Origin of the sequence: Nocardia spongicola (assembly GCF_047200775.1) — a bacterium.
In the GTDB taxonomy this organism is placed as follows: Bacteria; Actinomycetota; Actinomycetes; order Mycobacteriales; family Mycobacteriaceae; genus Nocardia.
In genome coordinates, this window is the sequence record NZ_JBJZOO010000045.1 from 1 (window position 1) to 1,319 (window position 1,319).

Consider the following 1,319-nt stretch of genomic DNA (forward strand, 5'->3'; position numbering starts at 1 on the left):
TGGGTCGGGTGGATTTGACCGCGGAGCGGTTCGTGGCTGATCCGTTCGTGGTGGGGCAGCGGATGTATCGCACGGGTGATGTGGTGGCGTGGACGGCTGGGGGGGTGTTGGAGTATCGGGGTCGGAGTGATTTCCAGGTGAAGATTCGGGGTTTCCGGATCGAGTTGGGGGAGATCGAGGCGGCGTTGTTGGGGGTGGCGGGTATCGCGCAGGCGGTGGTGGTCGCGAAGTCCGATCCGCGGGTGGGGGATCGGTTGGTGGCATACCTCGTCGCCGCCGATAGCGAAACCGGTGTGGATGTGGCGGGGGTGAAGTCTGCGTTGAGTGCGGGCTTACCGTCGTACATGGTGCCGTCGGCGTTTGTGGTGTTGGCGGCGTTGCCGTTGACGGTGAACGGCAAGCTGGATCGTAAGGCGTTGCCGGAGCCGGAGTTCGAGGTGCGGGCGTTCCGGGCGCCGTCGACACCGATCGAACAAATCGTGGCCGACGCTTTCGCTGAGGTACTCGGAGTATCGGCAGCCGCGGGCGAACATGTCGTCGGGTTGGATGACGATTTCTTCGACCTGGGCGGTAACTCGTTGAGCGCCACCCAGGTGGTCGCGCGGATCGGCGCGGTGTTGGATGCCAAGGTTCCGGTCCGCATGCTGTTCGAAGCCCCGACAGTGGCCGCGTTGGCTGCGCGGGTGGAGTCGCATGCGGGAACCGGTCGTGGCCGTGAGCTGGTAGCAAGCCCGCGTCCGGAGCGGGTGTTGTTGTCGTTGGCGCAGCAGCGGATGTGGTTTTTGAACCAGTTCGATACCGGGTCGGCGGTGAACAATATTCCGGTTGCGGTGCGGTTGTCCGGTGTGTTGGATGTGGTGGCGTTGCAGGCGGCGGTGGCTGATGTGGTGGAGCGGCACGAGGTGTTGCGCACTATCTATCCGCAGCAGGATGGGGTGGCGTATCAGCTGATTGTGCCGGTGGCTCAGGCGGTGCCGGATTTGTCTGCGCGGCCGGTTGCGGTCGCGCAGTTGCGGGAGCGGGTCGGTGAGGTGGTTTCGGCCGGGTTCGATGTGACTGTCGAGGTTCCGTTGCGGGCGGCGTTGTTCGTGGTGGGTGAGAACGAGCATGTGTTGGTGTTCGTGGCGCATCACATCAGTGCGGATGGGTGGTCGATGGGGCCGTTGACCCGGGATGTGATGGTGGCGTATGCGGCGCGTGCGGCCGGGCAGGTGCCGGGGTGGGCGCCGTTGCCGGTGCAGTACGCGGATTACGCGGTGTGGCAGCGGGCGGTGCTGGGTGCGGAAACCGATCCCGACAGTGTGTTGTCTGCGCAGGTG

Annotated in this window: 1 protein-coding gene; it reads left to right on the forward strand. The window is 65.1% G+C overall.

Annotated features, from left to right (window positions below; all coding sequences use genetic code 11):
• The coding region (locus ACL02S_RS24100) for a condensation domain-containing protein (RefSeq protein WP_412804783.1) at positions 1–1,319 on the forward strand (1,319 nt) is incomplete at both ends.